The sequence below is a fragment of the Pseudomonadota bacterium genome, assembly GCA_039193195.1.
Taxonomy (GTDB): Bacteria; Pseudomonadota; Gammaproteobacteria; order Steroidobacterales; family JBCBZW01; genus JBCBZW01.
The window spans coordinates 1-20,608 of the sequence record JBCCWS010000021.1; the positions used below are offsets into that span (position 1 = coordinate 1).

Genomic DNA, 20,608 nt, shown 5'->3' on the forward strand with positions numbered 1-20,608 from the left:
CAGGGGCGCCGCTACCAAACCTGGTGGCGATACGCTCAGTTGGGCTGGTCATCGGCGACAACTGTCCCTAACAGACACAGATTGGCTGGTGCGCATTGGTCAAGCTGATGCTGCTAGCCAATTTTCAACGGGCTGCTAGCGCTAGAGCAGAGAACGCAGGGGCCCGAAGGCGTCCTCGATGGCAGCGGGGACGGCCATCGCGAAGATGTCCAGAATAACCACCGCGTTGAGCGTGGAGTCCGCCTTGACTGCGGCGGACAAGCGGCGCGTCATGGCCTGGTTCACCACCCGCAGCTCCCGGTAAAGATCGAACAGCCCTGCCAAATCCAGCGGCGCGGCCTCACCGCCCTCGCCAGCCACCACCGCCTGAGAGGCATACGTACCTAGCACGCGCAAGACGGTCTCCTCCTCCGTGGCAAGCGGGAGGTGGAAGCGCGCCATAAGGCGGAAGAAGCGCGTGCGCGGACAGCCGCTGGAGGCCATCACCAAACCGATGAGCGAGCTGAGCGCCTGCTGCACTGACGTGGCTGCCACCACTCGGCGTTCCGGCGTCTCGACCTCCACGGAGAGCTCGTCGTAGGACACCACCTGCTCGAACTGAGGCACGATGCCGGCGAGGCGCGCCGCGGCAGGACATGCGCTCGCCTCGTCTTCGGACAGAGGGCAGTTCGGGCATTGGTTGAAGACCAGATCGGTCCAAGGTGCGGCTGGCGCGTGGCCGCGCGGCAAGCGCATCTCGAAGTGCTCCGGCTCGAACTGCAGCGCGACTTCCACGGGCTGAGCTTGGCGCGGTAGGCGGAAGCGATAGGTGACTTCTAGATCGTCGCTCATGCAGGTCGCGCCATCGTCATGAACGACTCGACACCCTAAGCACCGATCAGCCCGTGCACGCCTTCGGCACCCGGCCCCTTGCCCCTAATCATCAACTCGATGGCTCGCGTCAGCCGCTTGCTGGGCTGCAAACGTTCTCGCCCTATGCGCGCGGCGATGCCCGAGTCCTGCCACCGGTGTTTGCCATGAACCGCAAAAGCCATTTGCGCAAAGCTCCGAACATCCCTCGCTCCCCTGGCTGTTATGGTAAGCGCTCGCCTGCGGCCTTAAAAGAGCTTGTGTTCGCCCAAGGCTTGATCCTGCAGGCCGTCGCCCAGCACACGCGCATAGAACGCTCGCAGCGTCTGCGATCCGGTGCTTGGCGTTTGCTCCGCGTCATAGACCTGGCGTTCAGGATCCCAGTGAAGCATGGACTCAGTGGCGTAGTAGCGCCCGATACGAGCGAACTCGGCTTTTGCCGCGAGTGGCGGAATCACGCGCGACAGGGGACTCAGCACAGCGATCGCCGCATCGAAGAGCCTTGGTGATACGCTACGCACGTTCACGGGCTGACCTGCGAGCTCACACAGCAGCGTGCCTTGTTCGCGTGGGGTGATGGCTGGCCCTGGCCCGCCGATCGGCAACACACGATTCCCCCGCTCGGGCACACTCAGACACGCCACTAGGTACCGCGCCAGATCCTCCTCACCGATCGGCTTACAGGATGTTTCAGTACCTTCACCGAACACCAGGAACGGCTTGCCTGCTTGCACGCGTGCGATCTGACCAGCCAGGGATTTGAAGTAAGCAGTCGGTCGCACGATCGAGTAGCGCAGGCCACTCTCGCGCAGCGTCGCCTCAAAGGCGAGCTTCGCGTGCTGGAAGGCTAAGCGCGGCTTCTGCACACAGATGGCGGAGAGCAGCACGAAGTGCTTAGCACCCGCTGCCTTGGCGGCAGCGAGCAGATGCGCGTTGGCGTCATGGTCCACGGCCCAGGCATCCTTCTTTGCTCCGTTGCGAGAGGCGATGCAGGAGATGACTGCATCGATGCGTTCACCGGCCAAGGCCACCTGCAGCGATCGCGCTTCGAAAGCGTCTGCCCGGCACACCGTGACGCCGGGCGCACCGCGCAAAGGGTCCACCGCGCCCCGATGGAGCGCGAGCACCTCGTAACCCTCGGCGCGTAAGGTGCGCCCCACGTGGGCACCGATGTAGCCGCTCGCCCCCGCCAGCAACACTCGTCCCGAGTGCGCGCCGGGCGCTGCACCGACCTCATCTGCTTCCTGCATTAGCATCTCGCGATTTCCCCAGCCGCCGTGCGATCATCGCACACCGCGTGGCCCGTGGAGAGTTAGTTTGGAGCAGGACTATTGGTGGCTGTTGGCGCTCGGCACGGTGTTCTCCGTGGGGGTGACCGTGCTGTTTCTCTACGCGCTCTTCCTCGGCCTGCGCCAGCGGCGCTGGTGGCCGCTGTTCATCGTGCTCACGGTGTGGCTCGCCGGCATGGTGGCCTACTCCGCCTGGGACGGGGAACGACGCCGTGAGAATGCTCGGCGGCGCGCGGATGAGCTGCTGAGCCAGATGCAGCGGCCCGCCGTGCCGCGGCCGCCCAAGGTCGAGCACGCAGGGTCCCCGCCGGCCCCGAGGACAGCATCGCTTTGAGCTGCACCATCTATTTCGTGCGGCACGGGCAAACCGAGTGGAACGTGCAAGGCCGGCTGCAGGGACGAGGCGACTCGCCGCTGACCGAGCTCGGCCGCACGCAGGCCCAAGCCCACCAACAGTGGCTCAGCGGCGCGCCGCCGGAGGCGGTGATCGCCAGTCCGCTCGGGCGCGTGCGCGCCACGGTCGCGCTCGCCACACAAGGCCTAGGCCTTGATGTGGCCTACGACGAGGCCTTGAGCGAGCGCTGCATGGGTCAGTTCGAAGGTTGGACTCTGGGCGAGATCGCCGAGCAAGCCCCGGCGCTCGCCGCCTTGAAGAGCGCTGATCCCTGGGCCTGGAAGCCGCCGGGTGGCGAGGACTACAACCAGCTGTTCGAGCGCACCGCACCGCTAGTGCAACGCCTTATCGAACACCCCGCGAACACGCTGCTGGTGGTCTCCCACGGCACCATCGTACGCCCGATCCTGGCCCAGTTTCTTGCCCTCGACCGGGATACCACCCTGCGCATTAGTTCACCGAACGATCTAGCCTATCGACTGAATCGCAGCACGGACACCCCTGAGCGATGGACGATCGCCCATCGACACGGGGGGCGATGGGCGCCAGGCCTACGCTTGTTGCCGTAACCTCCCGGCATCGGCCTGCCGCGCACCCTTGCTGATAGGGTGCGTACGCAGCATTCGAGCACTCCCAGTTTGCTGCCGCCTCCCCTCCCTGCAGCGGTGCTCCATGCGCGAGTCTAGGCTAGCTAACTGCAATTCGCGCCTCAGCCAACACTATCGATCGTCACGGGTTCTTTCGCTATTCGCTTCAACGCGTCGCGACGGTGGGAGCCGGAACGGTTCGCGACGCAAGTCACCCTGTCCTAGGTCCACGATCGCGCCCGGTGAGACCGCAAGCGCCGAGCTAACCATGACTCTCGACGCGGCTCCCCCCCCCCCCGGCCGGCGAGTGGATCTTCGCCTCGAGCACCTGAACCCACGAGCTGGGTCACAGAGTACGCAGCCCGATCGCCAGCAACGCAGAAGCGTACACGGCACCGGTGCCTCTGGCCCCGCTGAGTTCGAGATCAGCTCCGCCTCCGACGGCGGTGTTGGCGCGTGTAACCTCGGCTTATGTGCGGAGTAAGGCCCAATCCTCGCGGCGTGCACATCCTCGAGTATGCTCCGTACGATGACGAAGCGCCGTTTCCTATCTGGAGACGACCCTTTTACAATTTCAACGAAGCTGCGTTGCCAGGTCCCACGGGAGGAGGAGCAGCGTGTTCAGGGGCGAAAAGGTGCCGCGAAGTCATCAACGAACTTCTAACTCAGGACACTAGGATGAGCGTCGATAAAGTCTCACGTGCCACACCACTTCTGTTCGCAATCGCGCTTACCTCTACCCCCTCCACCACGGCACTCGCTGCGACAGAGAGGCTGGACTTGGTGTTTCCTCTGTGCCAATGGACACCGGAGCTGAGCCTCGACTGCAGCAAGAACCCGTACACCGCTGGCGTGTACACCACCTTCGATCACGATGGTGAGGCGGGGATCGAGAACGCGTTGATTTCCGCGTTCAATAGGACAGACGCTTATTGCCGCCTAGGCGTTGCAGTCAACGGCGTTTTGCTGGAAAGTAGGCGGGTTTGTGGCGTGCTCAAGCAAGCGCTCGAGGACACGCCCGGCAACTACAGCTTCCTAGCACCCTTCGCTGACGATGACCCGTTTCCGCAACTGAACTACCTCGGCAACACCCGCTACGTAGGTCTGGACGGACACCCTGGCACCGACTACGAGCTGAAAATCGGCGACCCCCTAGTCGCCGCCCAGTCGGGCGTGCTGTGCGCGCTCACAGGCCTATCGCAAACACAAGGTGGAGACGCTTTGTGGACCAACCCCGAGCTCTGCCCCTTCGACACCGATGAGATAAATGGCGGCGATCCGCAGGTCGGAAATGCCGACGCTTGGCACACCTTCAACACCTTCTACGTCGTCGATCCAGTCGACGGACACTCGAGTTGGTACCTGCACGCCCGTCGACTCTCGACCATCGTTGACGATCAGCTGCGCGAGCAGGGCTATGCGCAGGTCGAAGCGGGAGACTTGGTTGCCTTCGGCGGAGACACTGGCACAGATCGCCCGGTTCTCCAGTTCGAGCTGCGAGAGCCTGACGGCATCCCCACAGATCCCTATGGATTGGAGTTCTTGGTGCCTGCCGTATGGGCTGATGCACCTGACCTGTGCGATGCACCGCGCCGTGAGGTCCTGGATACGGCCGAGGGTGAGCCTCTCTCGAACGGCCTCATCGTAGACGACAACGGTTGGCTGATGCACCGCTTCGAGGTGACAGAGTCTACCCAACTCAACCGGATCGGAATCTGCTTAGAACCCTCCCGAACGCCCGGCCCAATAAAGATGTTCGCCGCAGTAGTACCGATCGCGAGTCCGGGAGAACTGCCGCCCGCGGACCTCGTCGATGTGGACTTCGCCGCGCTGGAACTGATCACACTCTTGAGCGCCCCCATCTCAGAGCCGAGATTCTTTGAGGCAGATACTCAGAGCACACTGGATCCCGGGTACTACACTATCGTGTTCGGCACGGGTGCCCTTGGCGCGGATTCGGTTGGGGAGTCCGGCTTCCTTAACGTCAAAGCCCTGACGACGGACCTCGCCCCCGACGAGCTACCTGTCACCGCGCGACCGGACACCGGGGAGTACATTTTCCAATTGAGCTCGCCGAGGCTTACCCTCGACTAGGGCAGCACGCGGCGCCAGGAGGAGGAAGACGATGGGCTATATCGATGGGGTCCTATGCGCCGTTCCCACCGCCAAGCGAGAGGAGTATCTCGCGTTCGCCAAGCAAGCGGCGGCGCTGTTCAAACGACACGGTGCCCTGCGCGTGGTCGACTCCTGGGGCGATGACGTGCCGGACGGGAAGGTGAACTCACTCAACTCGGCCGTGCTGCGCAAAGCCGACGAAACGGTGGTGTTCTCGTGGATAGAGTGGCCATCTAAGGACGTTCGCAACGCAGCGTGGGCGAAGGTGGAGGAGGATCCTCAGATGCAGGCCCTGCAACTGCCATACGATGGATCGCGGATGGTGTTTGGTGGCTTCGATATGCTGCTGGATGCTTGAGGCTTCCAGCTGAGCCAGGGACGCATCCGCATAGTGCTTACTTGAGCCGCTCACCAGCCTTGGTTGTATAGCCTGCCTTGCCGCTGTAGCGTCCGGGTAGGGCGCGCAGATCAGCGTCCGGATACTCCGCACCGTCCTCGTCCATGCGCGACCCGACGACCAAAAACTGCGCGTCTGTATCGCTCTCGTTTACAAGGTGATGGCCATTCGCCACTCCCCCTTTGAATCCAGCGCATTCCCCGGCACGGAGCGCCTCCCGTCCGTCCTCTGTGGATAGCACCAACTCGCCGCTCAACACCCACACGAACTCGTCCTCATGCGTATGCCAATGGCGCTGGGCAGACCACGCACCTGGGGGAAGGGTAACTAGCACCACACCGAACTGCGTAAGCCCCGCGGCGTTGGAGAGATGGCGCTTATGGCGTTGGAGGCAGGGCACGTCGTAGGGCGCCGGGTAAGTGGTGCCAACGCTCTCGGGCACTTGCTCGATGTCGATCTTCGGCATGTGGCCACTCCGTGACGATCAATCGCTCGCGATTGGCGGGCAGGGCACGGTACGTTCAAGATCCGTGTGATACGTGTAGGCGCGTTGACCCACACGCAAACGGATCATGTAGCCCTTCACCGATTCCGGCGGATAGGTCACGTTAGGAACCGGGCAATCCAGGCTGCGATCTGGCCAGGTCTTACCGCGCACGTGCGCCACCCGAATCTTCGCGAGCGGCACGGACAGTCGCTTCGACAGATCCTGACGCGCCACCGTAGCCTGAGGTACCCAGGAGACTTCCCCGTCAGCCCTCGGGATTGCGCCTGGCATCTCCTTGCGCTCGCAGACCACCGCGCGGCTGGCAGTGTTGGTGTGCACAAAGTGGATCACCCCGTCCAGGCGCAAGGTTACGCGGTAACCCGGCGTGATCACCTGACCGTAGCCGAAGCCTGGCTCGGGGCAGCCAAGGCTCGTATCACTCCACTGCATCGCCTTCACCGTGTCCACCTCGATCGCAACGGGGTCCACGCTCAGCTCCGTGGCTAACGCGCCGCGGGCGAGGTCGGCGATCTCGCGAGTCTTGCTATCGAGCGGAATGAGGCGGCCATCCCCGGTCACTTGTCGTCCTTCGGGCATGGGATTCTCCCCGGCCACGGCGGTGGCCATCAGCAGCACTGCGCAGGTGGCGGCGATCAGCCAGGGCTGTCGGCCGCTGGCGGTGGAGGTCCTTCGCATCGTCAACGTCATGAGTTCCTTGGAGAGGTCGAGCGGTGATAATGCCTTGCGAGCGTAACGGAAGCGCCTGCGCATGAACGTACGGGCAAGCTACGATACCACCCAGACGGGGTATCCCGCCCCGGCCCTGAATCGACCACATGGAGCACCGGATGGGCTTACTCGACAAGTTCGAACGCTACCCGCTCACCTTTGGCCCGACGCCCATAGAAGCACTGCCCCGCCTGTCCGAGGCGCTGGGCGATCAGGTAGAGATCTACGCCAAGCGCGAAGACTGCAACTCCGGCCTCGCCCTCGGCGGCAACAAGTTGCGCAAGCTGGAGTACATCGTGCCCGACGCCATCGCAAGCGGCGCTGACACATTGGTCTCCATCGGCGGGGTGCAGTCGAATCACACGCGTCTGGTCGCCGCCACCGCCGCCAAAATCGGTATGAGGTGTCGGGTGGTGCAGGAGGCGTGGGTGCCGCACGAAGATGCCGTGTACGACCGGGTGGGCAACATCCTAATGACGCGCCTCATGGGCGCTGACTCACGCCTGGTCGATGACGGCTTCGACATCGGCATCCGTCAGAGCTGGGAAGCCGCCATGGAGGATGTGCGATCTGAGGGTGGCAAGCCATACGGCATTCCCGCTGGCGCCTCGGTGCACAAGCTCGGTGGCCTTGGGTACGTCGGCTTTGCGGAGGAGGTGCGCGAGCAGGAGCATGCCCTTGGCTTCTCCTTCGACTACATCGTCGTTTGCGTGGTGACCGGTTCAACGCAGGCAGGGATGATCGTGGGCTTCAAGGCGGACGAGCGCGCCGAGCGCGTGATCGGCATCGATGCTTCGGGCACTGTGGAGCGCACGCGCACGCAGGTCACCCAGATTGCGCGTGACACGGCTGAGCTCATCTGCCTCGGCAAGACAATCAGCGATGAAGATGTGCACATCAACCCCGACTACGCCTACCCTGCCTACGGTATCCCAAGCCACGAGACCAACGAGGCCATGCGACTCGCTGCTCGCACGGAGGCGATGATCACCGACCCCGTGTACGAGGGCAAATCGATGCAGGGCATGATCGATCTGGTGCGTAAGGGCTTCTTCCCGCAGGGCTCCAGGGTCCTCTACGCGCATCTCGGTGGCGCCCCCGCAATCAACGGCTATGCATATACCTATCGAAACGGATAGTAACGAATACGATGCGAATAGACGATTAAGGCTCTACTGCTGCGGGAGCGCTGGTAAGCTCTAACCCCATCCAGCGCATGCGCTCCTATAAGCCCTCTCACTAACTCCAATACCCGCCTAGCGCTTAGATCGTCTCACGCTAAATCGAGCCTCACGGCGGCGAGCACCATCGTAACCGTGTTCCTTGGTTCGCAGACGTAGTCGCCACCGAGATCACCGCGCCTAGCGGTCGAACGCTGAAGCCACGACTGACGACGACTTCCCGGAGGACGTGGGGTGGGATCCGTAGTAAGCACGGTGCCGCCGGCCTTCGGATCGATGTGCGCGATGGCCACTGCCTCGTGTCAGGGTAGCGCGAGCGGACTCGGTGCTGGTGGGCCGCGTGTCGGGAGCTCCACCGTCACCCCATCAGTTGATGTTCTGCACCGGCATCCACGAGATCATTCCAGTCGCGCAGATCGCGGATGGAGGCCTGCCCAGCACGTCGAGATGACTAGGGCTGCCGGTCACTAAGGAATTCGACGCGATAGCGCCCGCGGCTACTCACGTACAGCAGGCATTGCTCGCCGGGCGCTGCCTGGCATGACAGCGCTTGACGCGATGCAGGGGCGCTCAAGTAGCTCCCGGCAGCGAGCGCCTCCGCGTCGGCCTCGCCATACCCGACCGGCCCACCGATCACCACGAGATGGAGCTGCGCGTCGTCATGTTTCAATTCCCCAGCGGCGCCAGCGGGAAACCGCAGAAGAGCGCCGTGGCGTGCGTTCCCCTCAAGACTTCCCCAGAGAAACGCGATCTCCACCGCTGCGCCGACCACCCACGCCGTGTCTACGGATCGCAGCCAAACGATGTTCCCGGCCTCCAGATTGACTGGGCGCTCACCCTCGTCGAAGGCGAGGGCGGTCGGGCGAACCAGATAGGGGCCCGCCTCTATCTCCAGGAAGATCATCGCTGGCTTGCCTGACTTCGCGGCGGTGATGTGGGGCTCACCGGCGGGCTGGGTCCAGAAGGAGCCAGGGCCCATCCACATCGGAGCCGCATCGGGATCATCGTTGTGGATCGCGCCTTCGATCACGACGGCCCGATAAGTGATGTTGTGGATGTGTGGCGGCGAGGAGAATCCGTCTTTGAACTTGACGATCGCGCCCGTCGGCACGTTCTTACCGATGTCTCCCCACAGCACGCCCGCCTGCGGGCTCGCATCCCCTCGCGCTGGGTTCAGCGGCTGGAACTCGACTGCGGCGCTCTCAAGCACCCGACCTGGACGCCCAGGCGCCGCCGCGCAGACGCTGATCACGAGCGCGATCGCCACCGACCGTAGTACTGTGCGCATTGTCACGAGAGCTTCCTGCATTTCCTTCTGGCTCTGCCACCGGCGGCGCCTACCCCGATGTCACGCGCAGAGCATCGTGAGCCTCAGAACGAGAACCATGACGCCTTCCCAACCGAAGCGCGAACTGCCCTTGCCCAGTGGCCGCCTTGCGCGGCCCGCATCACCTAAGACAGTACATCGCTATTACATGTCACCGGCAGTGCGACCGGGCTTGCTCTTGCCACTCGTCCAAGATTCTGGTTCTCTAAGCGCGAGTCGCTGCCGCTGGCAACGACCCCGCCGTCGAGAGGCGCTGCAGCGAGTCGCACAGACTCGTCACGCTCGACATCGGTGCATGACAAGGGCGCCTTCTTTCGGAGGCAAGTCATGCATACGCAAGACGGCAACCGCGTGGGCCGCGTCGTCGGCCTGTGGCGGTATCCCGTGAAGTCTATGGGCGCTGAAGCGCTTACCGACGTCGAGGCGGGTTGGTTCGGGCTCGACGGCGACCGCCGCTGGGCATTCGTTCGCAACGATCGACCGCAAAGCGGCTTTCCCTGGCTCACCCTGCGCGACCGAAGCGACATGCGGCGGTTCCTGCCATCCTTCGTCGACGCCGATCGGCCGAACGCATCGGTCACCGAGGTCACCATGCCGAGCGGACAGACACTGGACGTCACGGACCCGACCCTCGCCCGCGAACTATGGCCCGATGGGGCTCGGGTCGTCCGCTACGACCGCGGGGTGTTCGACACCTTTCCTCTCTCACTAATCACCTCCCAGACGATCACCCAACTCGGCGAGCGAGTAGGCCGAACGCTGGATCCACGGCGTTTCCGGCCTAATTTGCTTATCGATGCCGCAACCGACGAGGGGTTCCCGGAGGACGAATGGGTTGGAAGCGTCGTGCGTATCGGCTCGGCTCACCTTCGGATCGATGTGCGCGACCGGCGCTGCGCGGTGATCACCATAGACCCGGCAACGTTGGCGCGCGATCGCACCGTGCTGCGAACAGTCGCACAGGCCCGTGACGGGTGCCTGGGTGTGTATGGGACCACGGTAGGGCCGGGGCGAATGGCCGTCGGTGACGACGTATTCCTCATGCCAGGATAGCGCTGGTGGCCTAGGCGCGAGCTCCCCGATCGATATCGCATCGGGGAGCCCGTGTCCTCAGGCCGTCAGTTGATGTCCTGTACCTGCATCACCAGATCATTCCAGTTGCGCTGATTCTCGATGTCGTGTTCCAAGCCCTGCTCGTCGGCTATCCGGAAACGCTTGAGCGCTGGGGTCTTGCTAGTCGCCTGATACAGCCAGTAGGCTTCAGCCTTGAGGGCCTCATCGATCGGCTTGTCGATCGACTCGTACACCATCTGCTTGCAAGCGTTGATTGACTGCGCCGGGAACCGGGCGATGCGCTTGGCAAGCGCATCCACGTAGGCACCGATCTCCTGTGGGTCCAGGGCCTTGTTGATGGTGCCGAGGGCTTCGGCCTCGTCCGCATCGAAATCGCGCGCGCTCAAGATGATCTCCAGTGCTCGGCCAAGGCCCGTCTGGCGCGCCATGCGTGAGGCACCGCCACCGCAAGGCAAGATGCCCATGCCGACCTCCATCTGCATGAACTTGAACTTACCGCGGGCGGCGAAGCGCATGTCCATGGCGAGGGCAAGCTCATGACCGCCACCGCGGGCGAACCCTTCCAGCTTCGCGATCGTCGCTTGGGGCACCCTGCTGATCCGTTCGCACACCGCCTGCAGATCCAGCAGCGCCGCCTCATCGCGAGAAACCGCCTGTGAAGACATATCCTTCAACAGCTCGGTGTCGTAGTGACACACCCACACTTCCGGATTCGCCGACTCGAAGACGACGACCTTGGTGTCCCTGTCTCGCTCCAGGCGCATGGCGAGGCTGTTCAGATCGGCCAACATCTCCTGACCCTGTACGTTGACGGTGCCGAAGTCGAAGGTGACCGTGAGAATCCCCTCGTCCTTGTGTTCTGTCTTGAAGGTGGTAAATCCTGCGTACTTCATGGATGGGTCCTCTGTAAATCGAACTGGGAAAGGGGCGGCTTAGGCGCCCGGCATGCTTTCGAGCTTGGTGATCAAGCTCTCCATCGCCTCGATCAAGGCCTTGGTCTTGGCTGCGCTCTGGGCGTCAGGGTGCGGGTTGCCCAGGGCTCTACGATCGTTGTCGTAGTAGCGACCTGACACGCCGGCGAATTCATCACTGAGGGCCGTGCGCACGAGAATGTCGGCACCAATCCCGAGGTCCTTTCCGGAGGTGCCGAAGGCCTCCCTGACCATCTTGCTGCCGAGCAGCGATCCGGGATTGACTGCCATCACCGAGGGCCCGCTGTCCGCCAGCTCGCGCGCCATGTGGAAGGACCACATCGTGATCGCCAGCTTGCTCTGGGCGTAGGCTTCGTCGTCAGAGAGCGCACGCTCACCGCGAAGCGCTCTCAGCTCTAGCGGGGCTTGCGCTGCGGAGGAGAGGTTGATCACTCGTCCCTGTGGCGGCATCGCCGTCAGCAGGCGTCTCGTGAGCACGTACGGCGCTACGGTATTGACGATGAAGCGCACGTCCAAGCCCTCCAGGGTGTTCGGATGAGAGGTCTTGTACACTCCGGCATTGTTGATAAGCACATCGATATGTTTGTGCTCGCTGAGAGCCGTATCGGCGAGCGCCCGCACGTTGGTCAGGCGGGACAGATCGGCCCGGTGCGTCTGCACCGTGCCGTTCGTGGAGAGCGAGGCTTTGAGCCTGTCGAGTTTCTCGGCGCTGCGCCCGTGGAGCAGCAGCTGGTGGCCCTGGGAGGCCAGAATCTTGGCGGTCTCATAGCCTATGCCGTCGGTCGCCCCAGTCAGGAGAATCGTTTTGCTCATCGTGGTTCCGTCAGTGCGTGAAGTCTGGAAGTAGGGCCTCGGCCAAGCGCTCGAGCGTGAGTCGCGGATCGAGTCTGTTGAAGCGCAAATTGAGTGCCACGTGGTTCACCCCGATCGCCTGGCGGGCCTCGAGGTAGCTTCGCAGCGCATCGATACCGAGGCGAAACCCTAGGTGAAGGGGTTGGGGCGGGGCGTCGGGGCGCTCCGCCAGGTCGATGTACAGGGGTTCCATCACGGGCCGCTCAGGTGCGCCACCCGTGGCGGCGCGAGCGCGAAGTTCTCGGATAAAGCGCGCTTGCTGAGCTACGGGACGGGGATAGGTGATCCACCCATCGCCGTGCGCGGCAAGCCAAGCAGGATCCTGCTGGCTTGCGCCAGTGATCAGTAGCGGTAGCTTGCCAGCTACCGGCTTGGGCAGCAGATCCATATCACCGGTAACGTCGCCGAAGGCATTGCGTACCTGCGGCCTCGATTCGGCCACTTGTCGAATGTAGGCGTAGCTGTCGCGGAAACGCCTACCCCGCTGATCGAAGGGGACGTCGAGTGCTGGGTACTCCTCGGGTCGGTCGCCGGAGGCAATACCGAGCAGTAGCCTGCCGTTGGATAGCACATCAGCGCTAGCGGCTGCCTTCGCCACATGGGCGGGGTGACGCAGGGGCAGGATAATGCTGGCTACACCGAGGGCGATGGCCTGCGTCTGCATCGCGAGGGCCCCCAAGTAGACAAACGGGTCGAATAGCTGGCCTGCGTCCCCGAAAGACGGCACGTCGAAGGGCACGTCACGCAGCCACACGGCCGAGAACCCGAGCGCTTCGGCCAGCTGTACGCGCTCCAGGTGCTGCGCTAGGGAAGGCACCGACGTGCTCGCGTAGGCCTCGATGGGCACGACCAACCCGATCGACAGTCGGCCGGGGCTAAAGACCATTCGGTAGCCAGCGTTGAGCTTGGGAAACCGTGCTGGCGGCACGGCCGTTTCGGGCATCGTCATGAGCTTGGGTCCTGCGCTGGACGCGTGGCGACTGAAGTAAGCGAAGCGCCTGCACAACTGCACGAACGCCTGCGTACCCGCTCGAGCGGGTAGGTTCAGCAAGACTAATACCCCCCAATTCGGCAATAAACGACCGCCGGAAGAGAATAGAATTCGATTTTTCGATACAATCGAGCTTGGTCACGATCCGATCGTGGCGCGCGGCGATAGGAGGGATGGGATGGATACGGACGGCATACGGCTCTTCGTCATGGCCGCTGACATGCTCAACATCAGCGCCGCGGGACGACAGCTAGGCCTAGCCCCCGCCGTGGCCAGCGGGCGGCTGGCCAAGCTCGAGAAGCAGCTAGGCGCCGACCTGCTGCACCGCTCCACCCGCAAGATCTCCCTCTCCCTAGAGGGCGCCGAGTTCCTGCCCTTCGCGCGGGAGATACTCGCCCAGGAAGATGCGGCGAGGGCGGCCTTGGGACTCGGCAGCAGCGAGGTGACCGGCAGCCTGCGCTTTGCTGCATCGAGCACCTTCGCCCAACTCTACGTGGCCCCTATCCTGCCGGAGTTCCTCGAGCGCTACCCCAGCGTGCGCCTCGAGCTGAAGCTCTCGGACACGCAGATGGATCTAATCGAGGGCGGCTTTGACCTCGCGCTGCGCATCTACCCAATCGAGCAGAGCAGCCTGCGGGCGCGCAAGCTCGCCAGCGACAAGCGCATTCTCTGCGCCTCGCCTGACTACCTTGCTCGCTACGGCACGCCCGACACGCCCGCCGACCTACAGAGTCATCGCCTATTGGTATTCATGGACGGCGCGGCCCGACGACTCAGCGCGCCAGGCGACAGGCCTACCTGCACGTTTCCTCCGGAGGGTTCGGACGGGCGCGTGGTCTTCGATGATGGGGCGAGCATGCGCATTGCCACCGAGGCAGGCGTTGGGATCTCCATGAACTCCCTCTGGAGCACTAGCGCGCAGCTCAACCGCGGCGCGCTCGTGCGCGTGTTGCCGGAGTATGAGGTGGATGACGACTCGGCCATCTGGCTCGTCTACCCCAAGTCCAACGTGCTCACGGCCAAAGTGCGCGTCTTCATCGACTTTCTGATCGAGAAGATCGGCAAGCCGCCGGTTTGGGAATGCTAAGGCCCACGCTCACGCCTGCGAACCCCTCACTTTCCGAATACAGATTTCCCTGCCACCGGATGTTCGCTCGCACAGCCACTCCCTAAGCTAGCTGCCCATCGAACATCACCCTTGGCAGGAGAATGCTATGACCTACTACTCCGTCCTCGCCGTCACGCCCACCCGCGATGACTGGATCCCCGCTTACCTAGAACAGGCCAACGCGCTCGTCGCCCAGCACGGCGGCAAGTACCTAGCGCGCACCTCAGACCACGAGCGACTGGAGGGAGAAGGCGAAGAGGTAGCCCTTCGCATCATCATCGAGTGGCCGTCGAAGGAGGCGGCGATGGCCTTCGTCAAAGATCCTGCCTACGCGCCACACCTCGAGGCACGAACTAATGGATCGAATAGCCATCACTTTCTGATCGAGGGCAAGGACGATCTCGCCTAGGGCGGAGTTCTGTTCATCCGCTAGGCAGGATCGATCTGCCCGAGCCCTTCAACACCTCCCCAACAATCGCACCGTGCGCCCGGAGGATCACCAGGGCCTTGCTGGCGCTGGTGATCCACCGCTGCCCGTAAACCCGCTTCAGCGATACCACTGGACAACTGGCGCTGTGGAGGTGGGGCCGTAGTGACTAGGGCACCGTGGCAGGGCGCCCTTGCCATCGCTGTAAGCGGCGCGCCTTGATCCACTCCATCAAGGTAGCGTAAGCCAGCCAGAGGGCAGCGGCAGGAAGGTCACGCAGGGAACGAGCCTGCGTGGCGACGGGCACCCGCCTGTAGCGCGAGCCGTCGAACAGGGCCTCATGGCGCTTGCTCTGGAAGTCGCTCGAGATGACGTACCACTGGGTTGGGCCGGATACTCTTTGTCGCACTAACGCTTCACTGTATCGTCGGTTTTGCGCCGTGTTGCGTGCGCGTTCCTCCAGCCATGCGCGGTGCGGGTCTAAGCCGAGCGAGAGCGCGTAGGCGAACATGGCCCGAGCCTCACTCACCTCCCGCCCCCTACCCACGCTCAGCGGATTGGGGCCGCCGGAGAAGACCACCATCGCCGCAGGGTGGGCTTTTAGGAGGGCGAGCGCCCCCTCGACGCGGCGGCGAGAGACCAAGTCGCAGGTGCCGTTGGCGCCTACGTACCACCCGGGCACCAGAATGATGGTCGACGTGATTGGCGCCATTGGCCCTATCGATGCCTCCATCGGCTAGCCCTTTCGTCGACGGGCCCGAGCGGCCAGCAAGCCAACGCCACCCGACAGCAACCACACGGCCCCAGGCAGCGGGATCACCTCGGCGGCGTAGCTATCGATGGTGAGAGCGATCTCCCCCGTCCCCGCGGCGCCAAACCCGATGCCCACCCCCGTCAGGCCCGCGCCAAGCGTGGCGCCGCTCAAGTCCTCGATGGTCTCCATGGCGATCATCATCCCGAACGAATCGAGTAGCGTCGCCGTGAGGAGATCATCGATGACGGTCAGCGTGAGGTTCAGGGGCCCCTCGCCAGGCAGCGCGACCGTGCTCTCGAGCAGGCGCTCGCTGACGCCCCCGGCAGAACGGCTGATGAACAGCGTGCCCGTGCCCAAGTCCACCCCAGCCGTGTAGGCGCTCTGCGAATCGAAGTCGGCGCGGGCGAAGACTAGCGCCTCATCGTCCGAGTCGCCGGCAGCATCGATGTCGGCCGACACGGAGACGTTGCGACCGGAAAAGACGTTCACCAGGAACGACTGCGAAACGGCGTCCGCCCCAAAGCCATCCGACCCCGCACCGAGGAACAAGAGTCCGTTCATGATCGTGGGGTCGCCAATGGCGACGTCGCCCTGCGCGTCGAAGCTCACGGTGATCGCATCTCCCGGCCCTGGGAGGGTCGTTTCGAAATCGTACTCGAGAGACGAGGCATGGCCTGCTGAGATCGTCAGCGCGAAAATGAGGGCACTACTCGCTAGCATCCGGGGCATGGTGGCTTCTCCAGTTCGTTGCCAGGGCGGGACGGGAGGAGCACGCGAGACGCAGCGCCAACGGCACAGGATCCTGCTCCCCTATCTCACTCATACGGAAACGAGCAGCGAATCCTGTCAGTTACCTGCAACGGGCAGAAACGGGGGTTCCCCAAAAGGCGAGAGCCTGACGTAAGCCACTGATGCAGCAGCCCCAGCTCCCGCGAGTGCGCAGCCCGCATCAAGGGAGTGTGGCCGCCCTCAGCGAGCGCTTACCGGCGCAAGAGCAGGGCCGAAACGTATCGCTTGGCGCCGCGCGTCACAGTGACGCAGGGCGCAGCAAGGCGAGGTCCCTCAGCGCCACTTCTCCGCCAGCTTGTACCACTGCATCCCCAAGGCCAATGCCTGGTTGCCAAACCACTCAGGCAGGGGAATCCGCCAATGCCTCATGGTGGCGAAGTGATCGTACTCGGTCATGTCACCGGCGACGGCGTGCGCCAGAATCTCGCTCATGATGTGCGAGGTGGCGACGCCATGGCCGGAGTAGCCCTGCAGGTAGTAGACGTTGTTCGCCGTGCGACCGACTTGGGGGATGCGGTTCAGCACGATCCCCGCCAATCCGGTCCATTCGAACTCGATCTCAATGCCCCGCAGCTGGGGGAACACATGCAAAAGCGCGGGCAGGAGTTCCCCCGCGACCGATTTCGAATCGCGCCCAGAGTAGTTCGTGCCCCCGCCGAACATCAGTCGCTTGTCTGCCGTCAGGCGGTAGTAGTCGAGGATGAAGCGGCAGTCGTACACGGCCAGATCCTTCGGATTTACCGACGCGACCTGCTCATCGCTCAGCACCTCCGTCGCCATGTTGCCGAGCGACGCGGGGAACAACATTCCCATTAGCTTACGTCGCTCGAGGCGATGGTAGGCATTGCCCGTCAGGACGACCGTATCGGCGGAGATCACCCCGTGCTGCGTGACCACTTGCGGCTTCGGTCCGTGCTTGATTCGCACCACCGGTGAGTGCTCGAAGAACCGGGTGCCCAGGCTTTGTGCCGCCCGCGCCTCGCCGATGCAGAGATTCACCGAGTGCAGGTGCATGTTCTTCGTGTTGTGTAGGGCGCCGTGGTAGATCTCAGTCCCGAGGTACTCGGGCACTTCCTCGCGGCTGAGCATCGTCAGGTATTGCCCCATGCCCCGGGCGTGCCCCTGATTGTGCATCGCCTGCAGCTCGGGCATGTGCCCTGGCGTATAGGCGGCGTGCAGGTGACCGTGCTTCAGGTCGCAATCGATGGCGTACTTTTCGACCCGAGCCTTGATGATGTCGTGCCCGCGCCAGCGCATCCGCCAAACGTAGTCCTCCGCCGCTGAACCCAGGCGCTTTCGAAGAGCCCTGGTCATTGCCTCATCGCCCGACAAGCTGCCGGTGATCTGCCCGCCGTTGCGCCCGGTGGCCCCCCAGGCGATCTTGTTCGCCTCGACGACGGCGACCTCAAAGCCCCTCTCAGCGAGCTCCAGGGCCGTGTTCACGCCGCTGAAGCCCCCGCCGATGATGGCGATATCTGCCCGGACATCACCGCGAAGCGAAGGGTAGTCAGTCTCTCGCAAGATCGTTGCGTTGTAGTAGGAGTTACATCGGGGCTGGGAGTCGGGCACGAAATCTCGCCGAGGCTGCAGTGGGTGACGGTCTCACTATACGTGGTGTACGACAGTGTGTAGGCCCCACCCCGGCATGACCATGGTGAAGGCTACGCTCGCGGATGAAGCGGGTGAGTTCAGCGGAGGTCGCGGTCCGAGCCGAGCACCCATCGCAAGGTCTCGGCAAGCCGGCTAGCCAGTTCTTCCTGATCCGATTCGAGCGCTCTCGCGGTGACTGTGTACCCCTCCAACCATGGCATCAGCAGCGCAGTCGCCGCGCTCGCCGCCGCGGGGGACTTGGCGAAGGGTTCGAGGAATCCGGTGATCACCGCGCAGTACTCCCGGTAGTACACGTCGAGCAGCGCATGCACCTGCGCATTGCGAGAGGATAGTGCCCAGAACTCGCGGAACACGCAGCAGGTCTGCTCGTCCTGAGCGTATTCGAAGCCGAGTGCTATCAAGCGGGCAACTCGCTCCTCGCAACTATCGGCCTGGCCACCCTCAATTCGGTCGCGGAGCGCTGCAGTGCATTGCGCGAAGTGCAAACCCACTAAGGCCGTTAGCACATCGTTCTTGGTGGGAAAGTAATGCTGGAGATGCCCCAACGAGATACCCGCCGCCTCCGCCACCTTGCGCATCGTGAGACCGTGATCCCCTCGCTCGCGCAAGATGGACATCGCGCAGGCCAGGATCTCGGCCGCCTTGGGACGTTCGTTCCGCATGTGACTGACTACCCTTCCCAGCCACCGACCCACATCCGCACGAGGCCGCCGATTCTGGTCACAACCAAGCGTTGACAAGATAGGTCACCTGACCTAGAGTCCGCAACCTCTAGGTCAAGTGACCTATTGCGCTGCTCTCGAGGTAAGGAGATCCCGCCCATGACCGTCAATGCCTTGCGAACCCCTGATGACCGCTTTACGGGCCTACCGGACTTCCCCTTCGATCCTCACTACGTCGACGATCTCCCGGGCTACGAAGGTCTGCGCGGCCATTACCTCGATGAGGGCGACCCGAGTGCAAACCACGTGTTCCTCTGCCTGCACGGCGAGCCGAGCTGGAGCTTTCTGTATCGCAAGATGATCCCCGTGTTCGTCGAGTCGGGCGCACGCGTCATCGCGCCAGACTTGCTCGGCTTCGGCCGCTCAGACAAGCCGATCGACGATGACACCTACACCTTCGACTTCCACCGCAACTACCTCATGCGCTTAATCGAGCGCTTGGATCTGCAAGGCGTGACCCTCGTATGCCAAGACTGGGGTGGCGTCTTAGGGCTGACGATTCCCCAAGACATGCCCGAGCGATTCAAACGCCTGTTAATCATGAACACGGGCATCATGACCGGTGAGGTTAACGACGCGTTCCTCGCGTGGAAGGCCTTTATCGACCGGCACCCCGACGTGCCAGTCGGCGAGGTCATGCGCCGGAACACCCCGGGAATTCGTCCCGCCGAGGTGGCCGCCTACGATGCGCCCTTCCCGGACGTCCGCCACAAGGCAGGCGTGCGCCGCTTCCCATCGTTGGTCGCCACCCGCCCAGACGTCCCGGGGGTAGACACCTCGCTGCGAGCGGTCTCCTTTTGGAGCGAACACTGGACCGGCGAGTCGTTCATGGCGATCGGCATGCGCGACCCCATGCTGGGCCCCGAGGTGATGGGTCACATGCGCGCGTTGATCGCGGGCTGCCCGCCGCCGATGGAGTTGGCCGACGCCGGCCACTTCGTCCAAGAGCAAGGTGAGCAAATCGCCCGCAACGCTCTCGCGCACTTCGCTGCGGTGGCGCCTAAACCGTAGGAAATCCAGGGCCGTTTGCCGACTCGCCGCCGCGCACTCCCGTGGCATGGCGTGGCGATGGGGCACCGGGCAACCGCGTAGCCGAGAATGCAATACAAATGAGAACGATTTTTGGTTACGCTGCAGCGATCGGGGTGGTGGAGTGACACCATGGCGCGCGCTGCGCTCGTTACGCGCTGGGTCCTGGTTGACGAGGCTCATAGGGCAGAACTCCTGGCTTCAGGCGGCCGTGAAGGCGCAAAAGATGGAAAAGGCCGAGATCGCGAGCACGCCCGCCATGATGGGGCTGGCGCGGACCATGCTCTGCTCGATCAGGATGTAGAAAAACGCGAGGGCCCAGTAAGCTGGGAACAACACCAGAGCGAAGACGACATTGTCCACGCCAGAGCCGCCCTTGGGCATCCACAGGGTGTGCAGGCCATGATCAGAATCGCGACGATCAGCGATAGGGGCCCCGCCAGTCGCCGGCTAGGGAGACTTGCTAGCGCCCGACGGCGTGCCGGTGATCGGCATCGACACCGTGTTGCTGGTGGCGGGCACAGCAACCCTTCTGGGCGCATTGGGAGTGAAGTTGCTGCCGAGTCCGCGGGCGAGCGACGAGCCAATGGAGCTCGCGGCCACCAGCGCCGATTAGTCACTGGCAGGCGAGAAGCGCATCCCCTATGAGCATGCTTTTGGCGTTAGTCATCGCTAGCACAGTGAGCATCGGCGCCATCGCTTTCCTGACGAGCACGGATAGGCGCCGGCGCAAAGTCCACCACAATGATCGTCGTCAGCGCGCACGTCTGCCCGGCATCGCCGCATGGGTGCTCACGTTCGCGCCCGCCGTCGTGCTGTGGCAACTGCAACAGTTCAGCGCATTGCTGAGCTGGATCGGTGTGCTCAGCGTAGCCGGCTGGCTGGTGGCAGCGAGCCCGCCTCGCCAGTCGCCTACCGAGCCGGCGCGTTCGACGCGGTGACTATCACCGCTTACCCGTTGAAC

24 protein-coding genes and 1 riboswitch are annotated in these 20,608 nt (G+C 63.5%); of the genes, 11 read left to right on the plus strand and 13 right to left on the minus strand.

Annotated elements, in window-relative coordinates; translation table 11 throughout:
• Window positions 1-141: 141 nt before the first annotated feature.
• Window positions 142-831, minus strand: coding sequence for a hypothetical protein (locus tag AAGA68_16150; protein MEM9386591.1), 690 nt, complete (start codon window positions 829-831; stop codon window positions 142-144).
• 266 nt (window positions 832-1,097) lie between these two features.
• The gene (locus AAGA68_16155; GenBank protein MEM9386592.1) at window positions 1,098-2,105 is read right to left on the minus strand and encodes an NAD(P)H-binding protein; all 1,008 of its coding nucleotides are present in this window, start codon (window positions 2,103-2,105) and stop codon (window positions 1,098-1,100) included.
• 61 nt (window positions 2,106-2,166) lie between these two features.
• Between AAGA68_16155 and AAGA68_16160 the strand changes: the two genes are divergently transcribed.
• From AAGA68_16160 to AAGA68_16175, 4 genes are all read left to right on the plus strand, one after another.
• Complete coding sequence (locus tag AAGA68_16160) at window positions 2,167-2,472, plus strand: hypothetical protein (GenBank protein ID MEM9386593.1); 306 nt, start codon at window positions 2,167-2,169, stop codon at window positions 2,470-2,472.
• Window positions 2,469-3,101, plus strand: a complete 633-nt coding sequence (locus AAGA68_16165) for a histidine phosphatase family protein (protein ID MEM9386594.1) — start codon at window positions 2,469-2,471, stop codon at window positions 3,099-3,101. Before AAGA68_16160 ends, AAGA68_16165 begins: the two co-directional genes overlap by 4 nt.
• Window positions 3,102-3,797: 696 nt before the next feature.
• Window positions 3,798-5,213, plus strand: coding sequence for a hypothetical protein (locus AAGA68_16170; protein ID MEM9386595.1), 1,416 nt, complete (start codon window positions 3,798-3,800; stop codon window positions 5,211-5,213).
• A gap of 31 nt (window positions 5,214-5,244) precedes the next feature.
• Window positions 5,245-5,592, plus strand: a complete 348-nt coding sequence (locus tag AAGA68_16175; protein MEM9386596.1) for a DUF1428 domain-containing protein — start codon at window positions 5,245-5,247, stop codon at window positions 5,590-5,592.
• 37 nt (window positions 5,593-5,629) lie between these two features.
• On the opposite strand, the gene AAGA68_16180 is transcribed toward AAGA68_16175, so the two are convergent.
• Entirely contained in the window at window positions 5,630-6,097 is a 468-nt protein-coding gene (locus AAGA68_16180; GenBank protein ID MEM9386597.1) for a cupin domain-containing protein, read from the minus strand.
• An 18-nt stretch (window positions 6,098-6,115) separates the two neighbouring features.
• Entirely contained in the window at window positions 6,116-6,820 is a 705-nt protein-coding gene (locus AAGA68_16185) for a hypothetical protein (protein ID MEM9386598.1), read from the minus strand.
• A 146-nt stretch (window positions 6,821-6,966) separates the two neighbouring features.
• Between AAGA68_16185 and AAGA68_16190 the strand changes: the two genes are divergently transcribed.
• On the plus strand, window positions 6,967-7,986 hold the full coding sequence (locus AAGA68_16190) for a 1-aminocyclopropane-1-carboxylate deaminase (GenBank protein ID MEM9386599.1): 1,020 nt from the start codon (window positions 6,967-6,969) through the stop codon (window positions 7,984-7,986).
• Window positions 7,987-8,479: 493 nt separating this feature from the next.
• On the opposite strand, the gene AAGA68_16195 is transcribed toward AAGA68_16190, so the two are convergent.
• The gene (locus AAGA68_16195) at window positions 8,480-9,316 is read right to left on the minus strand and encodes a DUF4437 domain-containing protein (protein ID MEM9386600.1); all 837 of its coding nucleotides are present in this window, start codon (window positions 9,314-9,316) and stop codon (window positions 8,480-8,482) included.
• Between the two features lie 278 nt (window positions 9,317-9,594).
• A riboswitch (S-adenosyl-L-homocysteine riboswitch) is annotated at window positions 9,595-9,672 on the plus strand.
• A 10-nt stretch (window positions 9,673-9,682) separates the two neighbouring features.
• Between AAGA68_16195 and AAGA68_16200 the strand changes: the two genes are divergently transcribed.
• Window positions 9,683-10,408, plus strand: coding sequence for an MOSC domain-containing protein (locus AAGA68_16200; protein ID MEM9386601.1), 726 nt, complete (start codon window positions 9,683-9,685; stop codon window positions 10,406-10,408).
• Between the two features lie 65 nt (window positions 10,409-10,473).
• On the opposite strand, the gene AAGA68_16205 is transcribed toward AAGA68_16200, so the two are convergent.
• The 3 genes from AAGA68_16205 to AAGA68_16215 are packed head-to-tail and all read right to left on the minus strand — an operon-like array spanning window position 10,474 to window position 13,156.
• A complete protein-coding gene (locus AAGA68_16205) occupies window positions 10,474-11,322 on the minus strand; it encodes an enoyl-CoA hydratase/isomerase family protein (GenBank protein MEM9386602.1) in 849 nt (282 codons plus the stop codon).
• A 39-nt stretch (window positions 11,323-11,361) separates the two neighbouring features.
• Window positions 11,362-12,174, minus strand: coding sequence for an SDR family NAD(P)-dependent oxidoreductase (locus AAGA68_16210; GenBank protein ID MEM9386603.1), 813 nt, complete (start codon window positions 12,172-12,174; stop codon window positions 11,362-11,364).
• Between the two features lie 10 nt (window positions 12,175-12,184).
• Complete coding sequence (locus AAGA68_16215; GenBank protein MEM9386604.1) at window positions 12,185-13,156, minus strand: TIGR03571 family LLM class oxidoreductase; 972 nt, start codon at window positions 13,154-13,156, stop codon at window positions 12,185-12,187.
• Between the two features lie 226 nt (window positions 13,157-13,382).
• On the opposite strand from AAGA68_16215, the gene AAGA68_16220 reads away from it, so the two are divergent.
• Both AAGA68_16220 and AAGA68_16225 read left to right on the plus strand, forming a co-directional pair.
• A complete protein-coding gene (locus AAGA68_16220; protein MEM9386605.1) occupies window positions 13,383-14,291 on the plus strand; it encodes a LysR family transcriptional regulator in 909 nt (302 codons plus the stop codon).
• 127 nt (window positions 14,292-14,418) lie between these two features.
• A complete protein-coding gene (locus AAGA68_16225) occupies window positions 14,419-14,721 on the plus strand; it encodes a DUF1330 domain-containing protein (protein ID MEM9386606.1) in 303 nt (100 codons plus the stop codon).
• Between the two features lie 187 nt (window positions 14,722-14,908).
• Here AAGA68_16225 and AAGA68_16230 read toward each other — a convergent pair whose 3' ends face one another.
• The 4 genes from AAGA68_16230 to AAGA68_16245 all read right to left on the minus strand — a co-directional run bounded on the left by AAGA68_16230 (window position 14,909) and on the right by AAGA68_16245 (window position 18,555).
• Entirely contained in the window at window positions 14,909-15,451 is a 543-nt protein-coding gene (locus tag AAGA68_16230; GenBank protein ID MEM9386607.1) for a YdcF family protein, read from the minus strand.
• Window positions 15,452-15,475: 24 nt separating this feature from the next.
• Window positions 15,476-16,222: a hypothetical protein gene (locus tag AAGA68_16235; GenBank protein MEM9386608.1), complete on the minus strand. Its 747-nt coding sequence runs from the start codon at window positions 16,220-16,222 to the stop codon at window positions 15,476-15,478.
• A 333-nt stretch (window positions 16,223-16,555) separates the two neighbouring features.
• Complete coding sequence (locus AAGA68_16240; protein ID MEM9386609.1) at window positions 16,556-17,851, minus strand: FAD-binding oxidoreductase; 1,296 nt, start codon at window positions 17,849-17,851, stop codon at window positions 16,556-16,558.
• A 119-nt stretch (window positions 17,852-17,970) separates the two neighbouring features.
• Window positions 17,971-18,555 (minus strand): TetR/AcrR family transcriptional regulator, encoded by a 585-nt coding sequence (locus tag AAGA68_16245; protein MEM9386610.1) that lies wholly within the window; start codon window positions 18,553-18,555, stop codon window positions 17,971-17,973.
• 159 nt (window positions 18,556-18,714) lie between these two features.
• Here AAGA68_16245 and AAGA68_16250 point away from each other — a divergent pair, with 159 nt between their 5' ends.
• Window positions 18,715-19,626, plus strand: a complete 912-nt coding sequence (locus tag AAGA68_16250) for a haloalkane dehalogenase (protein MEM9386611.1) — start codon at window positions 18,715-18,717, stop codon at window positions 19,624-19,626.
• 219 nt (window positions 19,627-19,845) lie between these two features.
• Here the strand turns inward: AAGA68_16250 and AAGA68_16255 are convergent, their stop codons facing one another.
• Complete coding sequence (locus tag AAGA68_16255) at window positions 19,846-20,007, minus strand: hypothetical protein (protein ID MEM9386612.1); 162 nt, start codon at window positions 20,005-20,007, stop codon at window positions 19,846-19,848.
• Between the two features lie 97 nt (window positions 20,008-20,104).
• On the opposite strand from AAGA68_16255, the gene AAGA68_16260 reads away from it, so the two are divergent.
• Both AAGA68_16260 and AAGA68_16265 read left to right on the plus strand, forming a co-directional pair.
• Window positions 20,105-20,260, plus strand: a complete 156-nt coding sequence (locus AAGA68_16260; GenBank protein MEM9386613.1) for a hypothetical protein — start codon at window positions 20,105-20,107, stop codon at window positions 20,258-20,260.
• A 28-nt stretch (window positions 20,261-20,288) separates the two neighbouring features.
• On the plus strand, window positions 20,289-20,585 hold the full coding sequence (locus tag AAGA68_16265) for a hypothetical protein (GenBank protein MEM9386614.1): 297 nt from the start codon (window positions 20,289-20,291) through the stop codon (window positions 20,583-20,585).
• Window positions 20,586-20,608 lie beyond the last annotated feature (23 nt).

Bases quoted from the DNA above. Each gene is read 5' to 3' on its own strand.
- AAGA68_16195 (MEM9386600.1), bottom strand. From the start codon at position 9,316: ATGCGCACAGTACTACGGTCGGTGGCGATCGCGCTCGTGATCAGCGTC.
- AAGA68_16155 (MEM9386592.1), bottom strand. From the start codon at position 2,105: ATGCTAATGCAGGAAGCAGATGAGGTCGGTGCAGCGCCCGGCGCGCAC.
- AAGA68_16190 (MEM9386599.1), top strand. From the start codon at position 6,967: ATGGGCTTACTCGACAAGTTCGAACGCTACCCGCTCACCTTTGGCCCG.
- AAGA68_16210 (MEM9386603.1), bottom strand. From the start codon at position 12,174: ATGAGCAAAACGATTCTCCTGACTGGGGCGACCGACGGCATAGGCTAT.
- AAGA68_16235 (MEM9386608.1), bottom strand. From the start codon at position 16,222: ATGCCCCGGATGCTAGCGAGTAGTGCCCTCATTTTCGCGCTGACGATC.
- AAGA68_16200 (MEM9386601.1), top strand. From the start codon at position 9,683: ATGCATACGCAAGACGGCAACCGCGTGGGCCGCGTCGTCGGCCTGTGG.
- AAGA68_16170 (MEM9386595.1), top strand. From the start codon at position 3,798: ATGAGCGTCGATAAAGTCTCACGTGCCACACCACTTCTGTTCGCAATC.
- AAGA68_16215 (MEM9386604.1), bottom strand. From the start codon at position 13,156: ATGCCCGAAACGGCCGTGCCGCCAGCACGGTTTCCCAAGCTCAACGCT.
- AAGA68_16225 (MEM9386606.1), top strand. From the start codon at position 14,419: ATGACCTACTACTCCGTCCTCGCCGTCACGCCCACCCGCGATGACTGG.
- AAGA68_16245 (MEM9386610.1), bottom strand. From the start codon at position 18,555: ATGCGGAACGAACGTCCCAAGGCGGCCGAGATCCTGGCCTGCGCGATG.
- AAGA68_16220 (MEM9386605.1), top strand. From the start codon at position 13,383: ATGGATACGGACGGCATACGGCTCTTCGTCATGGCCGCTGACATGCTC.
- AAGA68_16265 (MEM9386614.1), top strand. From the start codon at position 20,289: ATGAGCATGCTTTTGGCGTTAGTCATCGCTAGCACAGTGAGCATCGGC.
- AAGA68_16180 (MEM9386597.1), bottom strand. From the start codon at position 6,097: ATGCCGAAGATCGACATCGAGCAAGTGCCCGAGAGCGTTGGCACCACT.
- AAGA68_16150 (MEM9386591.1), bottom strand. From the start codon at position 831: ATGAGCGACGATCTAGAAGTCACCTATCGCTTCCGCCTACCGCGCCAA.
- AAGA68_16250 (MEM9386611.1), top strand. From the start codon at position 18,715: ATGACCGTCAATGCCTTGCGAACCCCTGATGACCGCTTTACGGGCCTA.
- AAGA68_16175 (MEM9386596.1), top strand. From the start codon at position 5,245: ATGGGCTATATCGATGGGGTCCTATGCGCCGTTCCCACCGCCAAGCGA.
- AAGA68_16230 (MEM9386607.1), bottom strand. From the start codon at position 15,451: ATGGCGCCAATCACGTCGACCATCATTCTGGTGCCCGGGTGGTACGTA.
- AAGA68_16205 (MEM9386602.1), bottom strand. From the start codon at position 11,322: ATGAAGTACGCAGGATTTACCACCTTCAAGACAGAACACAAGGACGAG.